General features: G+C 68.6%; 16 protein-coding genes and 1 pseudogene. 12 read left to right on the top strand and 5 right to left on the bottom strand.

Going from position 1 to position 24,684, the window contains the following annotated elements:
* Positions 1-8 precede the first annotated feature (8 nt).
* From IM543_16695 to ribA, 3 genes are all read right to left on the bottom strand, one after another.
* Positions 9-977 (bottom strand): FHA domain-containing protein, encoded by a 969-nt coding sequence (locus IM543_16695; protein QOY93194.1) that lies wholly within the window; start codon positions 975-977, stop codon positions 9-11.
* Complete coding sequence (locus tag IM543_16690) at positions 974-2,440, bottom strand: trypsin-like peptidase domain-containing protein (GenBank protein ID QOY93193.1); 1,467 nt, start codon at positions 2,438-2,440, stop codon at positions 974-976. The genes IM543_16695 and IM543_16690 overlap by 4 nt, the downstream gene beginning before the upstream one ends.
* Positions 2,441-2,563: 123 nt before the next feature.
* Positions 2,564-3,226 carry a GTP cyclohydrolase II gene (gene ribA, locus IM543_16685; protein QOY93192.1) on the bottom strand — a complete coding sequence of 221 codons (663 nt, stop codon included), beginning with the start codon at positions 3,224-3,226 and terminating at the stop codon, positions 2,564-2,566.
* Positions 3,227-3,358: 132 nt separating this feature from the next.
* On the opposite strand from ribA, the gene IM543_16680 reads away from it, so the two are divergent.
* Together IM543_16680 and IM543_16675 are read left to right on the top strand one after the other, a co-directional pair.
* Complete coding sequence (locus IM543_16680; protein ID QOY93191.1) at positions 3,359-5,653, top strand: PAS domain S-box protein; 2,295 nt, start codon at positions 3,359-3,361, stop codon at positions 5,651-5,653.
* 94 nt (positions 5,654-5,747) lie between these two features.
* Entirely contained in the window at positions 5,748-6,146 is a 399-nt protein-coding gene (locus IM543_16675) for a VOC family protein (GenBank protein ID QOY93190.1), read from the top strand.
* A 12-nt stretch (positions 6,147-6,158) separates the two neighbouring features.
* Here IM543_16675 and IM543_16670 read toward each other — a convergent pair whose 3' ends face one another.
* On the bottom strand, positions 6,159-7,472 hold the full coding sequence (locus tag IM543_16670) for a cation:proton antiporter (GenBank protein ID QOY93189.1): 1,314 nt from the start codon (positions 7,470-7,472) through the stop codon (positions 6,159-6,161).
* A 154-nt stretch (positions 7,473-7,626) separates the two neighbouring features.
* Positions 7,627-7,839: a DUF3820 family protein gene (locus IM543_16665; protein ID QOY93188.1), complete on the bottom strand. Its 213-nt coding sequence runs from the start codon at positions 7,837-7,839 to the stop codon at positions 7,627-7,629.
* Between the two features lie 74 nt (positions 7,840-7,913).
* Here IM543_16665 and IM543_16660 point away from each other — a divergent pair, with 74 nt between their 5' ends.
* The 10 genes and pseudogenes from IM543_16660 to IM543_16615 all read left to right on the top strand — a co-directional run bounded on the left by IM543_16660 (position 7,914) and on the right by IM543_16615 (position 24,651).
* Positions 7,914-8,333 (top strand): DUF1810 domain-containing protein, encoded by a 420-nt coding sequence (locus IM543_16660; protein QOY93187.1) that lies wholly within the window; start codon positions 7,914-7,916, stop codon positions 8,331-8,333.
* Positions 8,334-8,548: 215 nt separating this feature from the next.
* Positions 8,549-10,027 (top strand): NYN domain-containing protein, encoded by a 1,479-nt coding sequence (locus IM543_16655; protein ID QOY93186.1) that lies wholly within the window; start codon positions 8,549-8,551, stop codon positions 10,025-10,027.
* 159 nt (positions 10,028-10,186) lie between these two features.
* A complete protein-coding gene (locus IM543_16650) occupies positions 10,187-10,615 on the top strand; it encodes a hypothetical protein (protein QOY93185.1) in 429 nt (142 codons plus the stop codon).
* A 197-nt stretch (positions 10,616-10,812) separates the two neighbouring features.
* A complete protein-coding gene (locus IM543_16645; protein ID QOY93184.1) occupies positions 10,813-12,282 on the top strand; it encodes a sodium:solute symporter in 1,470 nt (489 codons plus the stop codon).
* A 31-nt stretch (positions 12,283-12,313) separates the two neighbouring features.
* The gene (sppA, locus tag IM543_16640; GenBank protein QOY93183.1) at positions 12,314-14,170 is read left to right on the top strand and encodes a signal peptide peptidase SppA; all 1,857 of its coding nucleotides are present in this window, start codon (positions 12,314-12,316) and stop codon (positions 14,168-14,170) included.
* 261 nt (positions 14,171-14,431) lie between these two features.
* Complete coding sequence (locus IM543_16635; GenBank protein ID QOY93182.1) at positions 14,432-15,730, top strand: efflux RND transporter periplasmic adaptor subunit; 1,299 nt, start codon at positions 14,432-14,434, stop codon at positions 15,728-15,730.
* A gap of 190 nt (positions 15,731-15,920) precedes the next feature.
* Entirely contained in the window at positions 15,921-19,028 is a 3,108-nt protein-coding gene (locus IM543_16630) for an efflux RND transporter permease subunit (protein QOY93181.1), read from the top strand.
* Positions 19,025-22,267, top strand: coding sequence for an efflux RND transporter permease subunit (locus tag IM543_16625; GenBank protein ID QOY93180.1), 3,243 nt, complete (start codon positions 19,025-19,027; stop codon positions 22,265-22,267). Before IM543_16630 ends, IM543_16625 begins: the two co-directional genes overlap by 4 nt.
* The gene (locus tag IM543_16620; GenBank protein QOY93179.1) at positions 22,264-23,682 is read left to right on the top strand and encodes an efflux transporter outer membrane subunit; all 1,419 of its coding nucleotides are present in this window, start codon (positions 22,264-22,266) and stop codon (positions 23,680-23,682) included. The genes IM543_16625 and IM543_16620 overlap by 4 nt, the downstream gene beginning before the upstream one ends.
* 888 nt (positions 23,683-24,570) lie before the next feature.
* Positions 24,571-24,651 (top strand): annotated as a pseudogene (locus tag IM543_16615) (PEP-CTERM sorting domain-containing protein).
* Positions 24,652-24,684: the final 33 nt, after the last annotated feature.

The following is a 24,684-nucleotide window of genomic DNA, read 5'->3' as shown; positions in this document are numbered from 1 at the left end:
GGATGGCCTCAGTTGGCGCCCGACGCCGACGCCGGCGCCGCGCCGCGCTCGGCGTCCAGCTGCGCGCGCATCTGCTCGACGTCGGCCATGTAGTCGGCCACCGTCGCGTCGGGGCTGGCGCGCAGTTCCGGCGGGAGCAGCACCGCCATGTACAGTTCGTCCGCGAGGCGGCCGTGGCGCTGCTGGTTGACGATCAGCACCAGGCTCGATGCCAGCAGGGCAGCCATCGTGCACAGGGCGCGCAGGCGCCGCCGCGAGGACGGCTTGATGGTGGCCAGGTGGAAGTAGATGATGCCGGCCACCGTCGCCACCGCCACGTGCGAGCCGTAGCGGGTGAGCCACTCCAGCGAGTAGGCGTAGGCGACGACGGCCGCCAGCAGGCGAAAACCCACCAGGGCCGCCAGGCCGCAGCCGAAGATGAACAGGTGCCGGCCCAGGCGTGCATAGCGCCCGAACAGGCGGTTCAGGAAGGCCCACAGGCTGCTCCACAGCAGCGCCGCACCGATGCCCGCGGCCGGCGCCAGCACGTAGTTCAGCAGCTCGAACGGCTGGGCGTCGAGCAGCCAGGTCACCAGCAGGGCCACCAGCGCCGCCAGCAGCACGCCGATGATGCCGGGCAGCAGCCCCTCCCAGCCGTGCATGGTGCGGTCGCGCAGTTCGGCCGGGACCGGGAAGTCGGCGGCGCGCACCCGCAGCGAAGTGTGGCCCATGCGCACCACGGTGTCGCCGCTGAGCGCAATCTGCTGTACCCGCTTGCGCCGATGGTTGATGCCGTTGCGCGTGCCGAGGTCGCGCATCAGGAGCCCGCCGTCGGGGCCTTCCTCGATCAGCGCGTGGTGCGCAGCCGCGTATTCGTCGTCGAGGATGAAGTCGTTGTCGTAGGCGCGTCCGACCCGGATCGGCAGGCCGGCCGCCCGGTGCCGGTGCAGCACCTCGCCGTTGCGGGCCAGAATCTCGACGGTCCAGGGGCCGCTCATGGCGGACTCCCCGCAGCCGGCGGGCGCCGCACGCTGCGCCCGAACGAGCCGAGGAAGGCGCGGGTGACGCGCATGCCGTTGTCGTACGATACGCCGGAGACGTCCAGGCGGCTCTGCAGGCTCGATTCGGCGGCGTTGGTGCTGGCCGTCAGCAGCGTGAAGTTGTACAGGCCTTCGAACTTGCGGTAGGCGCGCACGCAGGTCACCGCGCGCAGCGGCAGGGTGCGGGTGTGCACGAAGCGCTCGGTGCACATCGGCTTGGTCAGGCGCCGGTCGTTCGCGCCGCCCCGCTGGCCGGCCGCGAACAGGCGGCTGGCCAGGGCCGCGAAGGGCAGCCGGGCCAGGTTGTCGGAACGGATGTAGCGGTGCGACATCGACACGTGCCCGGTCTGCTGCGAGGCCGAGACGTAGATGGCGGTCTCCATCGCGCAACTCATCGCATCCAGGGTGTAGGCGGTTTCCGCCTTCACGTTGGAGCGCCCCCAGCAGCGCAGCTGGCCGGATTCGCGCACCGGCACCAGGTAGGGGCCCATGCTCTTGATCGCCAGCGGCTCGTCGAGCAGGCGGTCGACCATGGCGCGCTGGTGCGCCAGCAGCTGGGCCGCGATCAGCGGGTTGAAATCCTTCGGCGGCGCCGGCTGGCTGTCCACCTTGCGCAGCAGTTCCTGCACATACTTCACCGGCACCAGGAAGCTGACCGATTCGCCGTCGCGCCGCTTGGACACGTTCACGCCGGCCACGGTGCCCTTGCCGGTGACGCTGGGCCCGCCGCTCATGCCGGAATTGATCGGACCGCCGAACATGAGCTGGTCGTAGAAGCTGCGCGTGACCACGCCGTTGTAGGCGCCTTCCGAAATCGCAAAGCCGAGGTCGAGCGGATTGCCGAGCGAGTACAGGCGCTGGCCCTGGGTCAGGCGTACCGGGCGCTCGGGCACCTTGAAGAAGCCGCTGCCTTCGCGGTCGACGCGCACCACCGCCAGGTCGTGCAGCACGTCGACCGCCAACAGCTCTACCGGGCCGCTGTTGCCGTCGGTGTCGACGAACTCGGCGGTGTAGACGTCGGGGTCGAGCGCCATCTGCGACACCACGTGATAATTGGTCACGACCAGCTTGCCGGTGCCGACCAGGAAGCCCGATCCGACGGTGGACTGGGTACGGCCGTTCTTGAGCAGCATGCGGATCTGCAACAGGTCGCCGCGCGCCGCCGCGTACAGGTCCTGCGCGGCCGAGGAGGGGGGCGGCAGGGCGTCCTGGGCGTCGACTTCACCCGGCGCGGGGGCGGGCGGCGTCGTGCCGGGTGACGCAGATGGTGGCAACTGAGGTGACAACTGCGGCGCCAGTTGCGCAGGCGCGGCCGGGACGGCGCCGGCACGCGCCGTCGCGGCCGCCTGGTCGGGTGGCGGCGCCGTGGCGGCGCCCGCCGTCAGGCAGAAGAGCAGCAAGGCGGCGGCAGTCCGTTTCATGCAATTCGATCATGGCAAGAGGGAATCACTATCTTGCCACCGGACGGGGTGTCCGTGCGCGCGTTTGCCCGGCGCCTGCTCAGCGGGTGCTCAGTGGATGCTCAGTCGATGCTCAGTCGATGCTCAGCGGGTGCCGGGTTCCGCCAGCATGTCGGCGGCGGCGGAATCCGCCGACCCCATCATGTGGCCCAGCTTGGCCTGCTTGGTGTTCAGGTAGCTGTTGTTGAAGGCATTGCGGTTGACCAGCAGCGGCACGCGTTCGGCCACCGCGATCCCGAGGCGGGTCATGGCGTCGATCTTGCGCGGGTTGTTGGTCATCAGGCGCAGCGTGCCCACGCCGAACTGCTCCAGCATCGGCTTGCACAGTTCGTAATTGCGGGCGTCGGCATGGAAGCCCAGTTGCAGGTTGGCTTCGACCGTGTCGGCGCCGGCTTCCTGCAGGCGGTAGGCGCGGATCTTGTTGACCAGGCCGATGCCGCGTCCTTCCTGGCGCAGGTACAGCAGGATGCCGCGCCCTTCCTCGGCGATGCGCCGCAGCGCCCCTTCGAGCTGGGCGCCGCAGTCGCAACGCTGCGAGAACAGCACATCGCCGGTCAGGCATTCGGAGTGCACGCGCGCCAGCACCGGTTCGCCGTCCGCGAGGTCGCCCAGCACCATCGCCAGGTGCTCCTTGCCGGTGCCGTGCTCGACGAAGGCATGCAAGGTGAATTGCGCCCAGGGGGTCGGCAGGGCGCACGAGGTGACGTAGTCGAGCAACTGCTCGCCGGCAGCGGATGTGGTGGGCATGGCGTTTCTCTTGGTTAAAGCATATTGCAGTAGCCGGATAGTTTACCGGAAATCCCACACTGCCGTGCGGCCGGCCCAGCCCGAAGCCTAAAAAAGTTACCCTGGTGTAATTGTTTCGGGTACGATTCGAGCATGGACACTTTTCCCCTTTCTTCCGGCCGCGCCCGCCGGCGCGGCCTCGGGGCCTGGCTGGCGGGGGCGTTTTCCTTGCTGAGCGTGGTCCTGACCCTGCTGTTGGTCGGGGTCGTCGAGCAGTCGTCCACCGAGCAGGTCAAGGACAGCATCGGCCACGGCCTGGAAGAGATGGCGCGCCAGACCGCGGACAAGCTCGACGGCGGCATGGCCGAGCGTTACCGCGAGGTGAGCCTGATGGTGCGCCGGCGCACGCTGCGCGATGCCGGCCTGCCGCTGGCGGAGCGCCGCCAGGTCTTGCGCGACATGCGCGAGAGCTACGGTTACTACGACTGGATCGGCTTGACCGGCCTGGACGGCAAGGTGATCGTCGAGGCGCGCGGCCTGCTCGAAGGTGTCGACGTGTCAAGCCGTCCGTGGTTCACGCAGGCCCTGCGGGGCGTGCACGTCGGCGACGTGCACGAGGCGGTCAAGCTGGCCAGGCTGCTGCCGCGCGAAAGCGGCGAGCCGCGCCGCTTCGTCGACGTCGCCTTCCCCTATGCCGACCTGTCCGGCGCGACCGCCGGCGTGCTCGGCGTGCACCTGTCCTGGCAATGGGCGCGCGAGGTCGAGCGCTCGATCATCGCGCCGGTGGAGGAGCGCGGCCGGGTCCAGGCGCTGATCGTCAGCCGCCAGGGCGTGGTCCTGCTCGGGCCGCCCGGCCTGCAGGGCAAGACGATCGCGCCAGAGAGCCTGCGCCTGGCGCAGCAGCATCGCAGCGGCTACCGGGTCGAGGCGTGGCCCGACGGGCAGTCCTACCTGGTCGGCTACGGCGCCACGCTTGGACGCGGCCAGTACCCGGGCCTGGGCTGGACGGTGCTGGTGCGCCAGAACGTCGAGGATGCCTACGCGCCGGTGCGGCGCCTGCGCGAGCAGGCCTTGTGGAGCGGCGCCGCGCTGGCGGTGCTGTTCTCGGTGGCCGGCGTGCTGGTGGCGCGCCGCATCACCCGCCCGCTCGGGGCGCTGGCCGAGTCGGCCGAGCGGCTGGGACGCGGCGAAGCCGTCCAGCTGGTGCCGAACCAGAAAGACTACTTCGAGGTGCAGGCGCTGTCCGGCACCCTGAACCGGCTGGTGACCGACCTGGTGCGAAAGCAGGCCGAACTGCGCGACCTGAACGCCACGCTCGAACAACGGGTCGAGCAACGTACCCGCGAACTGGAGCGGGCCCTGGTGGCGGTGCAGGCCAACGAACAGCGCATCAATGCGATCGTGGAAGCGGCCCAGGATGCCTTCATCGCGGTCGACCGGCGCGGCATCGTCCTCGACTGGAACGGCGCCGCGGAGCGCATGTTCGGCTGGCGCCGCAACGAGGCGGTGGGCTGGCCCCTGGGCGAGCTGGTGTTGCCGGAACGCTACCGCGCCAGCCTGGGCCGGGCCTTGCATGCGTTCCGCCAGACCGGTCGCCTGGACATGCTCGACGGGCGCATCGAGCGCGTGGTGGCGGACCGCGAGGGTCACGAATTCACCATCGAGATGACCGCCGGCCTGGCCGGCCGCGGCGAAGACGCCTTCTTCAGCGTCTTCCTGCACGATATCTCGGAACGCAAGCGCGTCGAGCAGATGAAGAACGAATTCGTCGCGACCGTCTCGCACGAACTGCGCACGCCGCTGACCGCGATCCAGGCCACGCTGGCGATGTTGGCGGACGGCATGGCCGGCGAGCTGCCGCCGGAGGCGGCGCGCTTGGCCGCCACCGCCGGCCAGAGCAGCGAACGCCTGGTGCGCATGGTGAACGACCTGCTCGACATCCGGAAGATCGAGGCCGGCGCCATGCATGTCGCACGCTCGCCCCAGCCCCTGCTGCCGGTGGCCGAGCGCGCGCGCGCCGCGATGGAAGGACACGCGCGCCAGGCCGGTGTAGTGCTGCGCACCGATTGGGCGGCGGACGCGGCGCAGCTCGCGGCCAGCATCGACCGCGACCGCATGGAACAGCTGCTGGCCAGGCTGCTGTCGAACGCCATCGAGTTCACGCCACGCGGAAAAACCGTCACGCTGGGGCTGGCGCAGTTGCCCGGCAGGGTGCGCCTGTCGGTCGCCGACGAGGGACCCGGCATTGCGCCGGAATTCCAGCAGCGGCTGTTCCAGTGCTTCGCCCAGGCCGGCGGGGTCGATTCGCGCGCGCGCGGCGGCGCCGGGCTGGGCCTGGCGATCTGCAAGGCCATCATCGACGCGCACGGCGGCACGATCGGCTTTGCCACCGCGCCCGGCCAGGGCACGCGCTTCGTGGTGGAGCTGCCGGCCGTGACGCCGGCATGAAGGGAGCGTTGCGCGCGCCTGTCGATATCGGGCCGCCCCGTTCGTCGTCCGGGTGCACGATCAGCACCCCACCACCATGTCACGCGAGGATGTCATGAAGAAGCAAATCATTGTTAACCTGGCGGTCAGCGACCTGGAGCGGTCGCGGGCTTTCTTCAGCGCGCTCGGCTTCGGCTTCGATCCGCGCTTCAGCAGCGAGAACAGCGCCTTCATGGTCATCGCGGAGGACAGCATCCACGTCATGCTGATGAGCGAAGCCCTGTTCGCCTCGCTCATCGACAAGCCGCTGGTCCAGGCGAAGAAAGGCAACGAGGCCATCCTGTGCCTGAGCTGCGACAGCCGAGACGAAGTGGACAGCCTGGTCGCGCGGGCCGTCGCCGCCGGCGGCCGCACCCCGCACCCGCCCGAAGACCATGGCTTCATGTACGACCAGGGCTTCGAGGATCTCGACGGCCACCTGTGGAACCTGGTCTGGACGGCGCCCTCCGCTTGACGCTGCGGCGGCTCAGCCCGGCTTCTCGTCGCGCTTGTGCTTGCGCCTCCAGAAACGGTTCAGCAGCGGTGTGACGCTGGTGCCGTGCAGGAAGATCGAGCCGATGATGACCGCCAGGGTGGCGTTCACCAGCTCGCGTGCGATCGGCGGCGGTACGCCGTGGTTGATCGCATAGGTCAGATAATAGATCGACCCGATGCCGCGTACGCCGAACCAGGCGCAGATGGCGGTGGCGCGCCCGCCGATGCCGGCGCCGGCCATGCTGACCAGGACGCTGAACGGGCGCACCAGGAAGAACAGGAACACGGCCAGGGCCCAGGGTTTCCAGTCGAGCAGGTACCAGGAGGCCGCGCCGCCGAGCAGCAGGACCAGCGTCAGTTCGGACAGCCGTTCCAGGTGTTCCTTGAAGACCAGCGAACCGCCGCTGACCGTCGGTTCGGCCGGCACCGCGGCCGGCGCCTCGTCCTTGTCGATCTCCGGCTCGAGCAGGCCCGCGCGGTTGGTGCGCGCGCCGATCAGGCGCATCTCGGTCTGGCGCAGGGCGACCCCGGCCGCGAAGACCGCCAGGAAACCATAGGTATGCAGGGACAGGGCGATCCCGTAGGACAGGCCGATCAGGCCCAGGCCCAGCAGGTCGTCGAGCACCTCGTGCTTGGCGAAGCGGGCGTGCATGGCGACGCCGATCCAGGCCAGCGCGGCGCCGCAGGCGGCGCCGACGCCGGTCCCGCCCAGGGTCGCCCAGGCCACGTCGACCAGCAGCCAGCGCGAACCGCCCGGGCCGATCTCGTGCAGGCCGAGCAGGCCCAGTCCGAGCATGATGAACGGAAAGGCGCTGCCGTCGTTCAGGCCCGCTTCGCAGGTCAGGGTGAAGCGCAATGGGTCGTCGTCGCCGGCATACCGGACCTGGACGTCGGTCGCGAGCACGGGGTCGGTCGGGGCCAGGACCGCGCCCAGCAGGATCGCCGCGCCGGCAGGCAAGCCCAGCACCAGCCAGCCGAACGCCGCAATCAGCCCCACCGACAGCGCCATCGCCAGCCAGGCCAGCCGAACGGCGGGCATCCAGCGACGCAGAGAAAAGGGTACCGGCATCTTGATGCCGGCGGAAAACAGCGAGATCAGGACGGCGATCTCGGCGACCGGTTCGATCACCTTGGCTCCATCGAGCGGGTCGAAGCTGAACAGGCCGAGGAACAGCGGTCCCAGCAGCAAGCCGACGGCGAGGTAGATCATTGCCGACGTGAACGGCAGCTTGGCGATGGTCTGCCCCCACAGGCCGCGCACCAGCATCAGGCCGCCGACCAGCATAAACCACTGAAAATTCTCCACTACACGCTCCTGGTTCCGGTTGGGCCAGCCTGATCCCAAGGCGGACCGGCAGGGGTCGATTCTAGCGAGGACGGCGCTGGCGCTGTGTTGAGTGACGCACGCATCCGCGCAGCCGGCAGCACCGCGGTCGTGCCCGGCGTGGCGCGGCACCCGGTCAGCGGGTCCGTAGCGGATCGAGCAGGGAGCGCAGATTGTTGTGGTCGAGTTCGTACATCAGGGCCAGTAACTGGCCCAGTTCCCCATGGGGAAAGCCTTCCCGGGCGAACCAGCCCAGGTAGTGGCCGGGCAGGTCGGCGATTTTCCGGCCTTTATATTTGCGATACGGCATGTCACGCATGAGCAACAGGGAGAGGTGATTGGTGTCCATTGGTGCGTCCTATGGAACGCACTTTAGCAAACAATCTCAAAGTTGTAGCATGGATGCCAGCAGGAGGATGGAATATGGACAATGAATTCGACCTCGAGCGTTTCATCCGGGCCCAGGAGCCGGTGTACGCCACGGTGCTCGCCGAACTGCGCGCGGGCCGCAAGCACAGCCACTGGATGTGGTTCGTTTTTCCGCAGGTCGCCGGGCTCGGCCGCAGCGACATGGCGCGGCGCTATGCGATCGCCTCCGCCGACGAAGCGGCGGCCTACCTGGCGCACCCGGTGCTCGGTGCGCGCCTGCGCGAATGCGCTTCGATCGTGGCGGCGCTCGACGGTCCGTCGGCCGACGAGATTTTCGGTCAACCCGACGCGCTCAAGTTCCGTTCGTCGATGACCCTGTTCGCCGACGTCGCGCCCGACGAAGCGGTATTCCAGGCATGCATCGACAAGTATTTCGACGGACAGGCGGACGAGGCCACGCTGGCGCGGCTCTGAATCGGCAATGCTGCCGCCTGGCGAGTCCTGGCATCGCCTGCCTGCCGGGCCTGTTCGGCACGCAAGCCGTTTCCAGTCGGCGCTGATCCGGTACGCCACCTGGCTGGCCGTGTTCGAGCGGCGCACCGGCTTTGCGCGGCGCGTGCCGCCCGGGAGCGGCGGGTTGCGTATAATCGCGGTCAGTTTGTCCCTTTATTATCTGAAAGCAATAGCTCATGGCTTCTTCCGACAACATCAGCATGGCGGTGTTCTGCGACTTCGAAAACGTCGCGCTCGGCGTGCGCGACGCCAACTACGAAAAATTCGATATCAAGCCGGTGCTGGAGCGCCTGCTGCTCAAGGGCAGCATCGTGGTCAAGAAAGCGTATTGCGACTGGGACCGCTACAAGGCTTTCAAGGCCCCGATGCACGAGGCGAATTTCGAGCTGATCGAGATCCCGCATGTGCGCCAGTCGGGCAAGAACTCGGCCGACATCCGGCTGGTGGTCGATGCACTCGACCTGTGCTACACCAAGTCGCACGTCGATACCTTCGTCATCATCTCGGGCGACTCCGACTTTTCGCCGCTGGTATCGAAGTTGCGCGAGAATGCCAAGCGCGTGATCGGGGTGGGCGTCAAGCAGTCCACCTCCGACCTGCTGGTGGCCAATTGCGACGAATTCATCTTCTACGACGACCTGGTGCGTGAAGTGCGCCGCGCCGCCGCCAAGCGCAAGGAAGAACTCGACGCGCGCCGCGGCCAGCCGGCGACCCGGCGCCCGAGCGACGACAAGCGCCGCGAAGAACTGGAAGCGCGCAAGGCCCAGGCCCTCGAAATGGTCGTCGAGACCTTCGATGCGCTGGTGTCCGAGCGCGGCGACACCGGCAAGATCTGGGCTTCGCTGCTGAAGGACACCCTGAAGCGCCGCCGTCCCGACTTCTCCGAGACCTATTACGGCTACCGCACCTTCGGCAACCTGCTCGAAGAAGCGCAGAGCCGCGGCCTGTTCGAATTCGGCCGCGATGAAAAGTCCGGCACCTATGTGTACCGCAGCGCCGCCGCGCCGGTGACGATGCCGGCGCCTGAACTGGTGGTGATGCCCGAGGCGCCGGAGAACGAGGAAGCGGCGACCGAGGAGCCGGGCGGCGAGGAAGCGCCGGCGCTCGAGGCCAAGCCGGAACGCAGCCGCCGCGGCCGCGGCGGACGCCGGGGCGGGGGGCGCGATGCGGCGCCGGCCGTGCCCGAGCTGACCGCAACGGACGCGGACCTGGCCGTGCCGCCGCCTGCGGTGGACGAAGCGGCGGTGCCGGCGGCGCCGGAAGCGCCCGAGGCGTCCACTGCGGCCGAGCCGGCGCAAGCGGTGGCCGAGGAAACCGTGGCCGAGCCGGCGCCGGCGCCGGTCAAGGAACGCCGCCGCGCGCCGCGCAAGCCGGCTGCCAAGAAGGCGCCAGCGCCGGCAGCGGTCGTGGAAGCGCCGGCCGAGTTGCCGGCGCCGGCCGGGTCGCCGGACAGTGCTGCGGACACGGCGCCGCCGGCGCCGGCGGTGGGGCCGGATAGCGATGCCGTGGCCGGCGAGGCGCCCGCCGAAACCGATGCGGACGCGAAAACGGCCCGCAAGCCGGGCGCGCGCCCGGCCCACAAGGCGCCGGCCCGCAAGGCCGCGCCGCGCAGCCGCCGTCCGGCCAAGCCGAAGACCACGCCCGAGAACGGCTGAGGCAAGTACCGCAGGCTGGGCGGGTTCCCCGCCCAGCCTGCGCCACCCGTGGCGGCGCGTGCGCCGCGCGCGCGCCGCCCCTGCAATAATGGCATCGTCCGCATGGGCGGGCCTGCCGCGGCGCCCGCCCGGCTGTCGCGACGTGCGAAGGAGCCTGCCATGCGTGTGCCTGCCGCGGTGTTGACTGGGGCCTTGCTGATCTCCCTATTGCCCGGCGCGCAGGCGGCGCCGCCGGCCGCCCATCCCATCCTCGGTATCTGGAAGCTGAGCCTGCCCGATCTGGGTTGCTCGGAAACCTACCGCTTCCGCGCCGACGGTACCACCCTGGTCACCAGCGCCCAGGAAGTGTCGGAAAGCGAATACCGCATCCCCGCCAAGCCCAGCGCCAAGGGCTTCTACCGGCTGGACGACCGCATCGTCAAGGACAACGGCAAGAAGGATTGCTCGGGCGCCATCATGAAGGTGGGCACCACCGTGACCAACTTCATCCGCTTCCACCCGTCCGGCGCGCTGTTCCTGATGTGCGCGGACGAGAGCATGAACACCTGTATCGGGCCGTTCGAGCGGGTGCAGGGCGAGGAGGCGTAACGCGCCTGACAGTGCTTCGATGACTGTTTTGCATGCGCGCGCGGGTCCCGCTGCGGCGAGCCTTCCTGCCCGGGAAGTTCGTCGCTCGTGCCGCCGGGGCATAACCAGGACTCATGTGCGGTGCCGTTTACCGGCGTTCACGCTCGCAACGCTTCAGTGTATATTGCTGGGCGAAACGACAACCGCATTGGAATTTCATGTCCCCGGCACTCCTCTTCGCAATCCTCATCGGCTATTTCGCGCTCCTGCTCGGCGTGGCCTGGGCCACCTCCCGCAACGCCAACAACGACAGCTTCTTCATCGGTAACAAGAGCAGCAACTGGATGCTGGTCGCGTTCGGCATGGTCGGCACCACGCTGTCCGGCGCCACCTTCATCAGCGTGCCCGGCGCGGTAGGAAACGACGCCTTCGGCTACGCCCAGATCCTGATCGGCTACGTGATCGGCTACATCGCCGTGGCCTACATCCTGCTGCCGCTGTACTACCGGCTCCAGCTGACCTCGATCTACCACTACCTCGACGTGCGCCTCGGGCGCCGCTCGTACCAGAGCGGGGCGGGCTTCTTCATCATCTCGCGCCTGCTCGGCGCCACCGCGCGGCTCTACCTGGTGGTGAACATCCTGCAGGCGATCATCCTCGACAGCCTGGGAATCCCGTTCTGGATCACGACCCTGGTCATCCTCGGCATGATCCTGATGTACACCTACCAGGGCGGCGTCAAGACCATCGTCTGGACCGATACCCTGCAGACCACCTGCATGCTGTTCGGCCTGTTCGCCTGCGTCTGGTTCCTGCTGGGCGAGCTGGGCATGTCGGTCCCCGACAGCCTGAACGCGATGCAGTCGCAGGGCCTGGCGCGCATCTTCACGACCGACTTCGACAGCCCCAACTTCTTCCTCAAGCAGATCGTGGCCGGCATCTTCATCGTGCTGACCATGACCGGCATGGACCAGGAGATGATGCAGAAGACGATTTCCGTCAAGACCCTCAAGGATTCGCAGAAGAACCTGCTGAGCCTGACCGCCGTGCTGGTGGTGGTCCTGATGAGCTTCCTGTTCCTGGGTGGCCTGCTCTACCTGTACGCGCCGATCGCCGGCGTGAGCGCCACCGGCGACAAGATCTTCCCGGCCGTGGTCATGGGCCATCTGCCTGCCACGGTGCAGATCATCTTCCTGATCGCCCTGATCTCGGCCCTGTTCCCCAGCGCGGACGGCGCGATCACGGCGCTGACATCCTCGTTCTGCATCGACATCCTCGGCATCAAGCGCCGCAACGACCTGACGGAAGCGGGCAAGGAAAGCCTGCGCCGCCGCGTGCACCTGGGCTTCGCCGGGCTGTTCCTGTTCCTGGTGCTGGGCTTCAAGGCGGCCGACAACCCGAGCATGATCGTGGTCATCCTCAAGCTGGCGGCCTACACCTACGGTCCGCTGCTGGGCCTGTTCGGCTTCGGCATGCTGACGCGACGCATGCCGACCGACCGCCTGGTGCCGTTCGTTACGATCGGCGCGCCGATTCTTTGCGCACTCCTTGAGTACAATCAGGAACACCTGCTCGGTTCTTACCGCCTCGGGCTGGAATTGCTCATGGTAAATGGCATACTCGTGTTTGCCGGCCTGTTCGCGATCTCGCACAAGGAGCGGACCGGCGCCGCGACGATCGCGGCCTGAGCCCCTGTACTTATTGACTGACGGAGTTTCGATGGCTTTCAAACCCCTGAGTGCGCTGCGCCGCGGCGCCGGCATGCTGTGGCGCGCGGTCGACGCTTCGCGTCGCACCGTCATGAACCTGCTGTTCCTGCTGATCGTGATCCTCATCGTCATGGCCGTGTCGTCGGGCGGCGTCAAGCCGATCGGCGACAAGACCGCCCTGGTGCTGGAACTGAGGGGCGACCTGGTCGAGCAGTACCAGTCGAGCTTCCAGGACACGCTGCTCGATACCGTCGGCGGCGACAGCAAGCGCAGCGTGCGCCTGCGCGACCTGCTCACCGTGCTCGATGCGGCCAGCAAGGACAAGAGCATCAGCACCGTCGTGCTGCTGCTCGACCGGATGGACGGCGGCGGCCTGGCCCAGCTGCGCGAGGTCGGCGCCGGCATCGACCGCGTCAAGGCCGCCGGCAAGCGCGTGATCGCCTGGGGCGGCATGTACGACCAGAAGCGCTACCTGCTGGCCTCGCACGCCGACGAAGTCTATGTGCACCCGATGGGCATGGTGATGATCGAAGGCTTCGGCGGGCGCCGCAACTACTACCGCGATGCGCTCGACAAGCTGGGCGTGACCGTCAACCTGATCAAGGTCGGCACCTACAAGAGCTTCGCCGAACCCTACATCGCCAACGGACCTTCCGAGGCGGCCCAGGAAGCCGACAGCTTCCTGTACAACGGCTTGTGGCAGGACTACACCAGCCAGGTCGAGAACAACCGCAAGCTCCCGGCCGGCAGCGTGGCGAAGTGGATCGAGACCCTGCCGCAGCAGATGGAAGCGGCGGGCGGCAGCGCGGCCAGGGTGGCCCAGGCGGGCAAGCTGGTGGACGGGCTCAAGACCCAGGACGAGGTGCGCGCGCTGCTGGTCAAGCGCGGCGTCTGGGAAGAGCGCATCAAGTCCTTCCGCCAGATCGGCTTCCACGATTACCTGGGGCGCCACCAGCAGAGACCCTTCGGCGACGCGGTCGGCGTGATCACCGCTTCCGGCAATATCGTCGACGGCACCAGCGGCCCGGACACGGTCGGCGGCATCACCACCGCCAACCTGATCCGCCAGGCGCGCGAGGACCAACACATCAAGGCCGTGGTGCTGCGCGTCGATTCGCCCGGCGGCAGCGCCTACGCGTCGGAGCTGATCCGGCGCGAGCTGGAGCTGACGCGCGCGGCCGGCAAGCCGGTGGTGGTCTCGATGGGCAACGTGGCCGCCTCCGGCGGCTACTGGATCTCGATGGCGGCCGACGAAGTGATCGCCGATCCGGCCACCATCACCGGCTCGATCGGCGTGTTTACCATCCTGCCGACCGCCGAGAAGGTGAGCGACAAGCTCGGCATCCACACCGGCGGCTACACCACCACCTGGCTGGCCGACGCCTACAACCCGCTGCGCCCGATCGATCCGCGCTTCTCGCGGCTGGTTCAGAGCAGCATCAACCACGTGTACAGCGAGTTCACCACCAAGGCCGCGGCCGCGCGCAACACCACCGCCGCCAGGATCGACGAAGTGGGCCAGGGCCGCGTCTGGACCGGCAGCCAGGCCAAGGAACGCGGCCTGGTCGACCGCCTGGGCAACTACCGCGACGCGCTGGCCTCGGCCGCCAGGCGCGCCAGGCTCGATGCGGATTACCGCGTGGCCTATATCGAGCGTCCGGTCAGCCGCATCGAGCGCTTCCTGAACCTGATGGGCGCCTCGACCGCGCAAGCGATCAATATCCAGGTCAAGCTCGGCCTGATGGAAGCGGCCCTGCCGGCCGGCCCGATCACCCAGGTAGCCGAGGACATGGCTTGGCTGAAAGATGTTGCCGAGGGTCGCACACCGTTCGCCGCGGTCACGCACTGCATGTGCGCAACGCCATGAGGACAGGTGGAGATTTGTAGCAGTTTTGTAACTGACTGCGACAAGGGGAAGACGGGTGCGGAAGCGATTTCGCACCCGTTTTCCGTTTACCGGGCGTAAATGTCGGGCAACGGTGTAAATCGGTGTTAAGCCTGTCCCGCCCATGTAACAGGATCGAGAGCGCAATGTACGTTACGAAACATATCAGGCCGGGAGCGCATGCTAACCTTTTCGGCACAACGTTAGCTGAATAACACTCTGGCCACAATAACAAGGTTGAGCATGGACCCGCATTCGCCTCCGACTTCCGCCCCGACGAGCCCACCGCCGTCCTCTCCCCAGACCAGGCGCCGCAAGCGACTGATCGGCACCGTGATCGCCGTGCTGGCGATGATCGGGCTGGCCGCGCTGGTCTGGCACCTGACCCATCGCCCGGCCGGCGGTCCGGGCGGGGAGCGCGCCCAGGGCGGCGGCGGATCCGGCGGCGGCGCGGGCCGGGGCGGGCGCGGCAGGCCGGCGACGACGGTCGGCGTGGCCACGGCCGAGCAGGCCGACATTCCGGTCAACATCGATGCCCTCGGCACCGTGGTGGCGGCGGCAACGGCTACCGTGCGGCCGCAGGTCGCGGGCGTGGTCCAGAAGATCCTGTTTACCGAGGGGCAGATGGTCAAGCAGGGCCAGGTGCTGGCGACCATCGATCCGCGTCCCTTCGAGATGGCGCTGTTGCAGGCGCGCGGCCAGCGTCAGCGCGACGAAGCCCAGCTGGAAAACGCGCGTCTGACGCTGAGCCGCTACCGCACCCTGCTCGAGCAGGAATCGATCGCGCGCCAGGAAGTCGATACCCAGGCGGCGCTGGTCAAGCAGCTTGAAGGCACCGTGATGACCGACCGCGCATCGGAAGGCGTCGCCCAGCTCAATGTCGGCTACACCAAGGTCAAGGCGCCGATCGCCGGCCGGGTGGGCCTGCGCACCGTCGATATCGGTAACCTGGTCAGTACCGGCGACGCCAATGGCGTCGCGGTGATCACCCAGCTGGCGCCGATCGACGTCGAGTTCACGGTCCCGCAGGACGGGGTGCCGGCCCTCCAGCAGCGTATCGCGCAGGGCGCGAAGCTGCCTGCCACCGCGCTGGACCGCACCCGCACCGATACCCTGGCGACCGGCAGCTTCATCGCGCTCGACAACCAGGTCGACGTGCAGACCGGCACCGTGCGTGCCAAGGCGCGCTTCGCCAACAGCGACAACAAGCTGTTCCCGAGCCAGTTCGTCAACCTGCGCCTGGTCCTGGACACCATCGAGGACGCGGTCGTGGTGCCGGTGACGGCGCTGCGCCACGGCGCCGACGGCGATTTCGTGTACGTACTGAACGCGCAGGACAAGACCGTGTCGCAGCGCGCTGTGACGCGCGGCCAGGCCACCGTCGACAAGGTGCAGATCACCTCCGGCCTGAAGCCCGGCGAGCAGGTGATCACCGAGGGAGCGGACCGGCTGCGCGATGGCGCCACGGTGACGCTGCCCGGCGACCGGCCGCGGGGCGCGCGCGGCCAGGGCCAGGGCCGGCGCCAGGGAGCGCAGCAATGACGAGCGTGTGCAGGACGCGTGGGCGGCAACGCCGCCCACGCTACGATGAATTCGGTCCCGCAGGGTGGGCGGGAATTGCGCCGGGAATTGCGCCGGGTCTTGCGCCGGGTCTTGCGCCGGGTCTTGCGCCGGATCTCGCGCCCGCGCGTTCAGACCGCGCTTGCGTCGACGCGCCCCGAGGGAGCGCTTGATGAGCCCCTCCGCGCCGTTCATCCGCCGCCCGGTCGCCACGGCCCTGCTGATGCTGGCCATCGTGCTGGCCGGCCTGGTCGGCTACCGCTTCCTGCCGTTGTCTGCGCTGCCGCAGGTCGACTTCCCGACCATCCAGGTGCAGACCCTGTATCCGGGCGCGAGTCCGGAAGTCATGGCGCGCACCGTCACCGCGCCGCTGGAACGCCAGTTCGGCGAGATGTCCGGCCTGACCCGCATGAGTTCCACCAGCGCGGCCGGGGTCTCGGTGATCACCCTGCAGTTCGGGCTCGGCCAGACCCTGGACGTCGCCGAGCAGGAAGTGCAGGCCGCGATCAATGCCGGCGGCTCGCTGTTGCCGACGGACCTGCCGGCGCCGCCGGTCTACGCCAAGGTCAATCCGGCCGACGCGCCGGTGCTGACCCTGGCCATCACCTCCGATACGCTGCCGCTCACCGAAGTGCAGAACCTGGTCAACACCCGCCTGGCGCTGAAGATCAGCCAGGTCTCGGGCGTGGGCCTGGTGACCCTGTCCGGCGGCCAGCGTCCGGCGGTGCGCATCCAGGCCGATACCGGGGCGCTGGCCTCGTACGGTCTGGGCCTGGACACCCTGCGCAGCGCCATCGCGGGCGCCAACGCCAACAGCGCCAAGGGCAATTTCGACGGGCCGACCCGTTCCTACGCGATCAACGCCAACGACCAGCTGCTGGCCGTCGAAGACTACAGGAACCTGATCGTCTCCTACCGTAACGGCGCGCCGGTACGCCTGGGGGAGGTGGCGCGCGTGGTCGACAGCGCCGAAAACGTGCGCATCGGCGCCTGGGCCAACCTGAAGCCGGCCATCATCCTGAACGTCCAGCGCCAGCCCGGGGCCAACGTGATCGCCACCGTGGACGGTATTCGCGAGCGCCTGCCCGAACTGCAGGCCGGCCTGCCTGCCTCGGTGCGCATGGACGTGCTGAGCGACCGCACCGCCGGCATCCGGGCCTCGGTCGAGCACGTGCAAATGGAACTGGTGCTGGCCGTGGTGCTGGTGGTGCTGGTGATCTTCGCCTTCCTGCACAGCCTGCGCGCCACCGTGATCGCGAGCCTGTCGGTGCCGATCTCGCTGATCGGCAGCTTCGGCGTCATGTACCTGATGGGCTACAGCCTGAACAACCTGTCGCTGATGGCGCTGACGATCGCCACCGGTTTCGTGGTCGACGACGCCATCGTCATGATCGAAAACATCGCGCGCTACATCGAGGAGGGCGAGCAGCCGATGGCCGCGGCGCTCAAGGGCGCGACCCAGATCGGCTTCACCATCATCTCGCTGACCGTGTCCCTGATCGCCGTGCTGATCCCGCTGCTGTTCATGGGCGACGTGGTCGGACGGCTGTTCCGCGAGTTCGCGGTCACGCTCGCGGTCACCATCCTGATCTCGATGGTGGTTTCCCTGAGCCTGGTGCCGATGATGTCGGCGCGCTGGCTCAGGAGTCATGAAGAGGAGCGCCCGGGCCGCTTCGCGCAACGGAGCCAGGCATTTTTCGATCGGGTGATCCGGCGCTACGACGTGGCGCTGGGATGGGTACTGGCGCGCCAGGGCCTGACCCTGCTGGTGGCGCTCGGCACCCTGGTGCTGACCGCGCTGCTGTGGGTGGTCATCCCGAAAGGCCTGTTCCCGACCCAGGACACCGGCCAGTTGCAGGCGCGCTTGCAGGCACGCCAGTCGATCTCGTACGCCGAGATGGCCAGGCTGCAGCAGGCCGCCGCCGCCGAGATCCTGAAGGACCCGGCGGTCGCCTCGCTCAGCTCCTACGTGGGCGTGGACGCGGCCAACAACACGATGCTCAACACCGGCAGCATGCTGATCAACCTGAAGCGCGAGGGGCGCGGCGACCAGGACCAGATCATGGACCGGCTGCGCGGCCGTGTGGCCAACGTCGCGGGCGTGACCCTGTACCTGCAGCCGACCCAGGACCTGACCATCGACGCCGAGAGCGGCCCGACCCAGTACCGCCTGTCGATCGAGGGCGCCGACGGCGCCACGGTCGACGAATGGGCCGGGAAGCTGGTCGCCCGGATGGCCACCAGGAAGGAGGTGCGCAACGCCACCACCGACGCCGGCGCGGTCGGCAGCGCCGCCTACGTCGACATCGACCGCGATACGGCCTCGCGCCTGGGTATCACCGCGGCCTCGATCGACGACGCGCTCTATAGCGCCTACGGCCAGCGCATCGTCTCGACCATTTTCACCGAAACCAACCAGTACCGCGTGATCCTGGAAGCGGGGCAGAAGGAAGGGGACGGGACGATGTCGCTGGCCGACCTGAGCCGCCTGCAGCTGCGCACCAGTTCCGGGCAGCCGACCCCGCTGTCCGCGGTGGCCACCATCCGCGAAGCGCAAGCGCCTTTGCAAATCACCCACGTTGCCCAGTATCCGGCCGCCGTCGTCGGTTTCGACACCGCCGAAGGCGTTTCGCTCGGCACCGCGGTGGACGCGATCCGTACGGCCGCCGAGGAGATCGGGATGCCGAACGCGGTCAGCATGAGCTTCCTGGGCGCCTCCGGCGCCTACCAGGCTTCGCTGTCGAACCAGCTGTGGCTGATCCTGGCCGCCGTGGTCTGCGTCTACATCGTGCTGGGCGTGCTGTACGAAAGCTACGTGCATCCCCTGACCATCCTGTCGACCCTGCCGTCGGCCGGCGTGGGCGCCCTGCTGGCGCTGTGGGTGACCGGGCAGGGGCTCGGGGTGATCGGCATCATCGGCATCATCCTCCTGATCGGCATCGTCAAGAAGAACGCGATCATGATGATCGACTTCGCCATCGAGGCCGAGCGCGACCAGGGCAAGGCCCCGCTGGACGCGATCCGCCAGGCCGCGCTGCTGCGCTTCCGCCCGATCCTGATGACGACCCTGGCCGCGCTGTTCGCCGCCATCCCCCTGATGCTGGGCTGGGGCGAGGGCGCCGAGCTGCGCCGGCCGCTGGGCCTGGCCATCTTCGGCGGCCTGATCGTCAGCCAGTTGCTGACCCTGTTCACCACGCCGGTGATCTACCTGGCCTTCGACCGCCTGGCGCGCCGGCGCTCGGGCAAGGCGCCGGCCAGGCCGGAAGAGGTCGGGGCATGAACCTGTCCCGGCCCTTCGTCGAGCGCCCGATCGCGACCGTCCTGCTGACGATCGGGCTCGCGCTGGCCGGCATTGCCGCGTTCTTCGTGCTGCCGGTGTCGCCGCTGCCGCAGGTGGACTACCCGACCATTTCGGTCTCGGCCTCGCTGCCCGGCGCCAGCCCGGAAACCATGGCGTCGAGCGTGGCCACGCCGCTGGAGCGGCGCCTGGGCGTGATCGCCGGGGTCAACGAGATGACCTCGAACAGCGGCAGCGGCTCGACCCGGATCAGCCTGCAGTTCGAGCTGAACCGCAAGATCGATTCGGCCGCGCGCGAGGTGCAGGCCGCGATCAATGCATCGCGCGCCGACCTGCCGGCCACCCTGCGCAGCAACCCCACCTACCGCAAGGCGAACCCCTCGGACGCGCCGGTGATCATCCTGGCGCTGACCTCGAAAACCCGCTCCCCCGGCCAAATCTACGAGTCGGTGTCTAACCTGGTGCAGCAGCGCCTGGCCCAGGTGAAGGGCGTGGGCGAAGTCGAGATCGGCGGCGGCTCGCTGCCGGCGGTGCGGGTCGAGTTGCTGCCGTACGCGCTCAACAAGGTGGGACTGTCGAGCGAGGACGTGCGCGCCGCGATCCAGGCCACCAATGCCAACCGGCCGAAGGGCGCGATCGAAGGCGGCGGCAACCGCTTCCAGATCTATTCCCAGCCGGCCGGCGATACGCCGGGCAGGCCGCAGGCGGCCGACTATCGCGACCTGGTGGTGGCCTGGCGCGACGGCGCGGCGGTGCGCCTGCGCGACGTGGCCGAAGTCATCGACGGCGTCGAGAACGTCAACACCCTGGGCCTGTTCAACGGCCAGCCGGCGGTGATCGTGCTGGTCACGCGCCAGCCTGACGCCAACGTCATCGAGACCGTGGACGGCGTGCGCGCGCTGCTGCCCTCGCTGCAGGCCCAGCTGCCGGGGGACGTGACGCTGCAGGTGGCCTCGGACCGCACCATCTCGATCCGCAGCTCCCTGCACGAGATCGAATTCACCCTGGTGCTGTCGATCATCCTGGTGGTGCTGGTGGTCAGCGTCTTCCTGCGCAGCCTGCGCGCCACCGTCATTCCCGCGGTGGCGACGGTGGTGTCGCTGCTGGGCACCTTCGGCGTCATGTATCTGTTGGGTTTCAGCCTGAACAACCTGTCGCTGATGGCGCTGACGGTCGCCACCGGCTTCGTGGTCGACGACGCCATCGTGGTGCTGGAAAACACCGCGCGCCACATCGAATCCGGCATGGACCGGATGAAGGCGGCGCTGCTCGGCGCGCGGGAAGTCGGTTTCACCGTGCTGTCGATTTCGCTGTCGCTGGTGGCGGTGTTCATCCCGCTGCTGTTCATGGGCGGGCAGGTCGGCCGGCTGTTCCGCGAGTTCGCCGTCACCCTGTCGGCGGCGGTGCTGATCTCGCTGGTGATCTCGCTCTCCACCACGCCGATGATGTGCGCCTGGCTGCTGCGCAGGGAACCCGGCGGCGCAAGCGCCGGCAAGCCCGGCCGGCTGGCGCGCTGGTCCGAGCAGGGCTTCGACAGGGTGCTGCGCGTCTACCGCCATTCGCTCGACTGGGCGCTCGACAGCAAGCTGCTGGTGATGCTCATCCTCGCCTTCGTCGTCGGCCTGAACGTCTACCTGTTCTCGGCGGCTCCGAAGGGATTCTTTCCGCGCCAGGACACGGGCCAGATCAACGGCGGCATCCGCGCCGACCAGAGCATCTCGTTCCAGGCCATGCAGGGCAAGCTGCGCCAACTGGTGGACATCATCCGGCGCGACCCGGCGGTCGATACGGTGGTGGCCTTTACCGGCGGCCGGCGCGCCGGCGGCGGCTTCATGTTCATGAGCCTGAAGCCGCCAGGGCAGCGCAGCGAGTCGGGCGAGGCGGTGATCGCGCGCCTGCGTCCCAAACTGGCGCGCGTGACCGGCGTGTCTATCTTCCTGAATCCGGTGCAGGACCTGCGCATGGGCGGGCGCTCCAGCAACTCGACCTACCAGTACACCCTGAAGAGCGACAACGCGGCCGACCTGAAGCAGTGGGCGACGCGCCTGGCCGAGTCGATGAAGGGCCAGCCGGCGCTGGTCGACGTCGACACCGACCAGGCCGAAAACGGCGTCGAGACCTTCGTCACGGTCGACAAGGACAGCGCGGCGCGCCTGGGCATCAGCGCGCGCGACGTCAACAACGCGCTCTACAACAACTTCGGCCAGCGCCAGGTGGCCACCATCTACGACGAGCTGAACCAGTACCGCATCATCATGGGCGTGCCCCAGCGCTATGCGCTGTCGCCGGAGGCCCTGCGCGACGTGTATGTGCCCGCGCGCGGCGCTGCGCCCGCCGCCGCCTCCGCATCGGGCGGCGCCACCTCGTCCACGCCCGGCAACCTGACGGCCGCGCGCGACCCGTCCAGCGGTGCGGCGCTGTCCTCGGGCGCGAACAGCATGGTGCCGCTGATGGCCTTCGCCGATTTCGCCGAAAGCGCCACGCCGACCTCGGTCAATCACCAGGACGGCGAACTGGCGACCACGGTGTCCTTCAACCTGGCGCAAGACTACAACCTGGAAGACGGCCAGGCCGCGGTGAAACAGGCCGAGGCCGACATCGCCATGCCGGCCAATGTGCGCGGCAGCTTCGAGGGCACGGCGCGCGCCGCCCAGGAGTCGAGCCAGGAGCAGCCGATGCTGATCCTGGCCGCGATCGTCGTCATCTACATCGTGCTCGGCATCCTGTACGAGAGCCTGGTGCATCCGGTGACGGTGCTGTCCACGCTGCCCTCGGCCGGCGTCGGCGCCGTGCTGGCGCTGCTGCTGTTCGACATGGAGTTCTCGATCATCGCCCTGATCGGGGTCTTCCTGCTCATTGGCATCGTGAAGAAGAACGCCATCCTGATCATCGACTTCGCCCTCGACGCCGAGCGGGCGCGCGGCCTGAGCGCGGTGGAGGCGGTGCGCGAAGCCTGCATCCTGCGCTTCCGCCCGATCCTGATGACGACCCTGGCGGCCGCCCTGGGCGCCTTGCCGCTGGCGATCGGCTTCGGCGAGGGTTCGGAGCTGCGCCGCCCGCTCGGCATCGCCATCATCGGCGGGCTGGTCGCCAGCCAGCTGCTGACCCTGCTCACCACGCCGGTGGTCTACGTCCTGCTCGACAAGCTGCGCACCAGGAAGGCGGACGAGCAGGAGCTGTCCCGCCATCACGACGCCGACCACACGGTTCCCGCAAAATGACGACTCCCATGCGAAAACGATCCTTCTTCCGCCTTCACCTGCTGGCACTGGCCGCCAGCCTTGCGGCCGGCTGCGCCGTCGGACCGGCCTACCAGCGGCCGACCACCCCCGAGCCGACGGCCTTCAAGGAGATGCAGGGCTGGGTGCCGGCGGCACCGGCCGACGCGCTCGAGCGCGGCCCCTGGTGGCGGCTGTTCGACGATCCGGTGCTCGACGCGCTGGCGAGCAGCGTCGAGGTCTCGAACCAGACCGTGGCGCTGGCGGTCGCCAACTATGCGCAGGCGCGGGCGGCGGTGGCGCAGCAGCGCGCCGCGCTGTTCCCGAGCGTGAACCTGAACCTGAGCGGCGACCGCGCCGGCGTGCGCGGGCAGGGCGCCGACAGCGCCTACCGGCTCAACCTCGGCGCCGGCTGGGAGCCGGACCTGTGGGGCCGGCTGCGCGCCGGCGTCGGCATCGCCCGCGCCGGCGCCCAGGCGACGGCGGCCGACCTGGCCGGCGCGCGCCTGTCGGCCCAGGGCGAGGTGGCCGCCAACTACTTCGCCGTGCGTTCGCTCGACGCCCAGCGCGCGCTGCTGGCCCGCACCATCGCCGGCTACGAGCGCGAGCTGCAGATCACGACCAACCGCTTCAACGTCGGGATCGTCGCCCGCACCGACGTGCTGCAGGCGCAGACGCAGCTGGCCAATGCGCGCAACGACGAATTGTCCCTCGGCCGCCAGCGCGCCCAGTTCGAGCACGCGATCGCGGTCCTGGTGGGCAAGGCGCCGAGCGAATTCACGCTCGCGCCTCTGCCGGACTGGCGCGTGACCGTGCCGGCGGTGCCGGTGGGGGTGCCGTCGCTGCTGCTGCAGCGCCGTCCCGACATCGCCGCCGCCGAGCGCGACGTGGCCGCCGCCAACGCGCAGATCGGCATCGCGCGCTCGGCCTATTTCCCGGACATCGGCCTGTCGGCCTCGCTGGGCACGGGCGGCAGCCGGGTGGCGGACCTGTTCTCGGCCTCCAGCGCCGCCTGGTCCTTCGGCCTGTCGGCAGCCCAGGCGGTGTTCAATGCCGGCGCCACCCGCGCCGGCGTGGCCGGGGCCGAAGCGCGCCACCAGGCCGCGGTGGCGCGCTACCGCCAGACGGTGCTGAATGCCTTCGCCGACGTCGAGGACCAGCTCACCGCGGTGCGCGTGCTGGCACGGCAGCAGGAATTGCGACGGATCGCTTCCGAGGCCGCCGACAAGGTCGAGCAGCAGATCCTGAACCGCTACCGCGCCGGGCAGGTGAGCTACTCCGAGGTGGTGCAGGCCCAGGCCACGGCCTTGAATGCGCGCCGCTCGCTGATGCAGGTGCAGGCCGACCGCCAGGCGGCGGCGGTGGCGCTGATCCAGGCGCTCGGCGGCGGCTGGCGGGCAGGGCAGGAGCAGAGCTAGGCACCCCTGCGGTGTCGGAAAATTTGACAACTGCCTGTCACGATCTGACAGGGATCATGTAAGTTGTTGATTTTACTTAATACAGGTATCTGGCATGCAACTTGCATATGGCATGGCGCTCGTCCAACAACCTGAAGGAGACCTGCCATGAAGACCATGTTCCGTTCCGTCCTTGCCCTTTCCCTGCTTGCCGCCGGTGGCGCGCAGGCCGCGACGGTGACCGTCACCAGCGTATCGAACAGCCCGGCGCTCGACACCTGGTACCTGACGAATTATCGCGGGCTGTCGAATGGCTACACGTCGGATACCTTCGCCGCTATCACCAATGCCAACCCGCGCAGCGGCAACGGCTCGGTCGAGATGTCGTCGACGGATGGCTCCGGCAAGGCCGATTTCGCCTACACCTGGGGCTTCGTGAATGGCCGTACCCTGGGCAATCTCGACGTGGTCGGACTCGACTGGTTCCGCGCGCCCGGCTCGTCGGCCGCGCACCTTGCGCCTGCCATGCGCCTCTACTACGATGCGGACGGCAACGGCGCGACCACGGCCGACCAGGGTTACCTGGTCTGGGAGCAGGTGTACAACGGCGCGACTGCGCAGAACCAGTGGGTGTCGAGCGACTTGAGCGGCCAGTATTTCTGGCAGCGTCAGTTCGCGCCAGGCAATACCGTCGAGGACTTCGACATGACGCTTGCCCAGTGGGCAGCGGGCATGGCGCCCAACGCACCGGCCTATGACCTGCTGAGTGCGTCGACCGCGATCCTCGGCATCGAGTTCGGTATCGGCTCGGGCTGGGCGGGCAGCTTCAACGGCTACGTCGACAATCTGCGCATCGGCTTCGCCGGCGAAGAAGCGACCACCTTCAACTTCGAAACCGCCGCCGCGCAGGTGCCGGAGCCTGCCAGCATGGCGCTGCTGGGCCTGGGCATGATCGGCCTCGCCGCCGGCCGCCGACGCAAGCAGAAGTAAGCAGAAGTCAGCAGAAGCAAGCGCTTCACGGCT

The organism is Massilia sp. UMI-21, assembly GCA_015277795.1.
In the GTDB taxonomy this organism is placed as follows: domain Bacteria; phylum Pseudomonadota; class Gammaproteobacteria; order Burkholderiales; family Burkholderiaceae_D; genus Telluria.
This window is presented reverse-complemented; position numbering and strand designations above follow the sequence as displayed.

Coding starts and splice junctions, on each gene's coding strand:
- IM543_16645 (QOY93184.1), top strand. CDS start 10,813: ATGTCCCCGGCACTCCTCTTCGCAATCCTCATCGGCTATTTCGCGCTC.
- IM543_16680 (QOY93191.1), top strand. CDS start 3,359: ATGGACACTTTTCCCCTTTCTTCCGGCCGCGCCCGCCGGCGCGGCCTC.
- IM543_16655 (QOY93186.1), top strand. CDS start 8,549: ATGGCTTCTTCCGACAACATCAGCATGGCGGTGTTCTGCGACTTCGAA.
- IM543_16660 (QOY93187.1), top strand. CDS start 7,914: ATGGACAATGAATTCGACCTCGAGCGTTTCATCCGGGCCCAGGAGCCG.
- IM543_16665 (QOY93188.1), bottom strand. CDS start 7,839: ATGGACACCAATCACCTCTCCCTGTTGCTCATGCGTGACATGCCGTAT.
- IM543_16650 (QOY93185.1), top strand. CDS start 10,187: ATGCGTGTGCCTGCCGCGGTGTTGACTGGGGCCTTGCTGATCTCCCTA.
- IM543_16695 (QOY93194.1), bottom strand. CDS start 977: ATGAGCGGCCCCTGGACCGTCGAGATTCTGGCCCGCAACGGCGAGGTG.
- ribA (QOY93192.1), bottom strand. CDS start 3,226: ATGCCCACCACATCCGCTGCCGGCGAGCAGTTGCTCGACTACGTCACC.
- IM543_16675 (QOY93190.1), top strand. CDS start 5,748: ATGAAGAAGCAAATCATTGTTAACCTGGCGGTCAGCGACCTGGAGCGG.
- IM543_16690 (QOY93193.1), bottom strand. CDS start 2,440: ATGAAACGGACTGCCGCCGCCTTGCTGCTCTTCTGCCTGACGGCGGGC.
- sppA (QOY93183.1), top strand. CDS start 12,314: ATGGCTTTCAAACCCCTGAGTGCGCTGCGCCGCGGCGCCGGCATGCTG.
- IM543_16625 (QOY93180.1), top strand. CDS start 19,025: ATGAACCTGTCCCGGCCCTTCGTCGAGCGCCCGATCGCGACCGTCCTG.
- IM543_16630 (QOY93181.1), top strand. CDS start 15,921: ATGAGCCCCTCCGCGCCGTTCATCCGCCGCCCGGTCGCCACGGCCCTG.
- IM543_16635 (QOY93182.1), top strand. CDS start 14,432: ATGGACCCGCATTCGCCTCCGACTTCCGCCCCGACGAGCCCACCGCCG.
- IM543_16620 (QOY93179.1), top strand. CDS start 22,264: ATGACGACTCCCATGCGAAAACGATCCTTCTTCCGCCTTCACCTGCTG.